The sequence below is a fragment of the Sphingomonas bacterium genome (assembly GCF_903643035.1).
Classification (GTDB): domain Bacteria; phylum Pseudomonadota; class Alphaproteobacteria; order Sphingomonadales; family Sphingomonadaceae; genus Sphingomonas.
Genome location: NZ_CAHJWW010000322.1, coordinates 1 through 2,855 on the forward strand (window position 1 = coordinate 1; position 2,855 = coordinate 2,855).

4 protein-coding genes are annotated in these 2,855 nt (G+C 65.6%); 2 read left to right on the plus strand and 2 right to left on the minus strand.

Features of this window, described 5'->3' with window-relative positions:
* The first annotated feature begins 265 nt into the window (after positions 1-265).
* Positions 266-976: a PEPxxWA-CTERM sorting domain-containing protein gene (locus tag HUV01_RS14575; RefSeq protein WP_174298923.1), complete on the plus strand. Its 711-nt coding sequence runs from the start codon at positions 266-268 to the stop codon at positions 974-976.
* A gap of 262 nt (positions 977-1,238) precedes the next feature.
* On the opposite strand, the gene HUV01_RS14580 is transcribed toward HUV01_RS14575, so the two are convergent.
* A complete protein-coding gene (locus HUV01_RS14580; RefSeq protein WP_174298924.1) occupies positions 1,239-1,637 on the minus strand; it encodes a type II toxin-antitoxin system VapC family toxin in 399 nt (132 codons plus the stop codon).
* Entirely contained in the window at positions 1,634-1,870 is a 237-nt protein-coding gene (locus tag HUV01_RS14585) for an antitoxin (RefSeq protein WP_174298925.1), read from the minus strand. Before HUV01_RS14585 ends, HUV01_RS14580 begins: the two co-directional genes overlap by 4 nt.
* 239 nt (positions 1,871-2,109) lie before the next feature.
* Between HUV01_RS14585 and HUV01_RS14590 the strand changes: the two genes are divergently transcribed.
* Positions 2,110-2,742 carry a tyrosine-type recombinase/integrase gene (locus tag HUV01_RS14590; RefSeq protein ID WP_174298926.1) on the plus strand — a complete coding sequence of 211 codons (633 nt, stop codon included), beginning with the start codon at positions 2,110-2,112 and terminating at the stop codon, positions 2,740-2,742.
* Positions 2,743-2,855: the final 113 nt, after the last annotated feature.

The following is a 2,855-nucleotide window of genomic DNA, read 5'->3' on the forward strand; positions in this document are numbered from 1 at the left end:
TCGGCCGCGGCGAGCAGGCTCGCGACCTCGGCCGCGACCGCCGGGTCGCCGGTGCTGCCGGCAAGACGATCGGCCCGGCCGTCCGCCGGCCAGTCGAGCGCGGCGTCGAACAGCGCCTTCGCCTCGTCCCACTGCGCCGCCGACAGAGTCACTTTCCGCCCCCCCACAGCCGACCGCAACGAATATTTCACGGATCGTGTCCGGAAGCGAGGCTGCGCGGCGTGTTCCTGATCGAGTGCCGTCCCCTGCGCCGAAGGAGCCCGACATGCCGAACCAAGCCGTGAACCGTCCGCTTATCGCCCTTGCCGTCACTGCGATGGTTGCCGGCCAGCCGGCCATCGCCGGGACGTATGTGGTCGAGAATTTCGCCGCTCCGGCGATCGTGAACACCTACGCGCACGTCGGCGACGGGGTCGTCGTCGATACCACCGAGGCCGTGCCCAATCCGCGGCGATTGTACGCCGTCGCCTTCGACGGCGGCCAGCCTTTCGTCAACACCGTGACCAGCGGCGGCGGAGCGCTGACCTTTTCGTCTACCGGTAATGCCGCGGCGGGCGTACAGTTTTCCGTCGGGGTGCCGGGCGGAACCGTCGACACCACGCCGTACAACTACGTCCACCTGCACTTCCTGCGCCTGGCAGAAGGGCTAAACCTGAACGCCGAATTCTTTACCGCCTATTCACCGACCGGTTACTACATCGACAGTGCGGCCAACTCCGGCGCGCCGGCAAACGGCGGCCCGTTCGATGTCTATATTCCGATCAACTTCCAGCCCGGCTTCGATGCCACCGCGGTCAACGCCTTCTATCTCGGTATCGAGGGCGCTGGCCGCGGGCCGGGCGAGCAATTCGCGCTTGGCGGCTATTCGCTGACCACCAGCGTCCCCGAACCGGCCACCTGGGCCTTGCTTATCGCCGGCTTCGCCGCGGTGGGTGGGGTGGCGAGACGTCGGCGCGTGGCTGTGGTCGCAGCGTAACGTCAAAGACGCCACACCTCCCAAATTAAGGCATCTTAGGCGCGCAGCCCCATCCTGGCCGTTCCCATCACCTGTCCCACGTTCCGAAACCGGTCGTTCGCTCAGGTGACCATATCGTCCCCCATCGGATCTTGCCCGAAGCTCGTTGCGCAACGACCCTAAACCTCGATATTCGGCAATCCGGCGTCAACAATGCGCTGGCGTAACGCAGCTTGAAGCGTTGCGGGCGAGGCGGGCCGACGGCTGCGAGCTTGCCGCCGCGTCACGCTGCCGCCCAATCCTCAACGCTCAAGCCAGACACGCGCTCGAACTCGCGGGTGTTGGCCGTGACGACGATCAATCCTCGAGCCCGCGCCTGGCCAGCGATCAGCAGGTCGTAGCCGCCAATCGGCAGGCCGACCGCTGCCAATTCGGCGCGAAGCTGCCCCGCCTCGCGCGCGTCGTCGAGATCGAGATCAAGCACTGGAAATGCGAGCGCGTCGACCTGCGCGAGGTTGTGCTCGACCCGCGCCGAGCGGTACGCCCCCCAGTAGAGCTCGTGCAGGACCACCGCCGACACCGACACGTCCCCTGGCGACCGCTGGCGCAGCCGCTGAGCGACGGTGCCGCCCGGATCGCGCAGCACGGCAATGACCGCATTGGTGTCGAGCGAGAACGTCACGCCGCTTCGAACAACGCTCGCGGCTGCGGCGGCGGCTGATCGCGGCCGCTCTCGAAGAAGTCGCCGTCGACCGGCTGCAGCCGATCGAGCCACGCCCAGCTGACCGGCAGGGGCTCCAGCACGACCGCCGCCCCCGCGCGCCGGATGCGAACGGCATCGCCGTCGATGCGGTAGGCTCGCGGTAACCGCACAGCTTGGCTGCGACCGGTCCAGAACAGCTTTGCGGTATCCACATCTCGACTCCAGGTAGGCATCAAAGGTATACGGCATATGGCCGCAAAAGACTAGCGCCGGCCACTACCCAGCGCGCCGCTATACCTGCGACCGCGAGTGTGACCCCCGCCTTCGGTCATTTGGCATCCTCCGGCCACCGCCGAGATCGGGCGCTCGTTCAGGCGGCGCTAGCGGTTATGCAAAAGCTGCTTAATGGTTTTCTGGTATGCCGAACCCCCTAGAGCTTGGGAGGTAGACCATGGGTCACTCGTCGCTCGACCCGGCGTTTCAGGAGCTTCGCCCGTGGAACGACGGACGGCTCATGGGTGCCAAGCGCGCGCTCAAGCCGCAACAGGTATGGGCCATCCGCTTCTGGCTCGACCAACACCGGCGGCTCCGTGACCGCGCTTTGTTCGATCTCGCGATCGACAGCAAGCTTCGCGGCTGCGATGTCGTGAAGCTGCGGATCGGCGATGTCGTCGCCGGTGGCCACATCCGGGACCGGGCGATCGTTGTCCAGCAGAAGACCAAGCGGCCCGTGCAATTCGAAATTGTTGAGCCGGCACGACGGACGCTTCTCGCGTGGCTCGAGCGTCGGGGCGGTACGCTCAACGATTATGTCTTCCCGAGTCGCAATGATTACATGAAGCACATGAGTACCCGCCAATACGCCCGCCTGCTACGGGAATGGGTCACGGGCATCGGTCTACAGGCTGAAGAATACGGCACCCATTCGCTGCGCCGTACCAAGGCGTCGATCATCTACAAAGCCACCGGCAACCTCCGCGCGGTACAAATCCTGCTCGGGCAGGCCAAGATTGAAAGTACAGTCCGCTACCTCGGTGTCGACGTCGAAGATGCGCTCGCGCTATCGGAGAAAACGGAAATTTGATGCCGGTGGCTGCGCCCCCCACGCCGGCGATTTTGGCCGGTGCCGCGACATGATGAACAAAGGGCCGGTTTCGTCGGCCGTCCGCTCGAAAGCAGCCGGTCTGCTATCCCCCC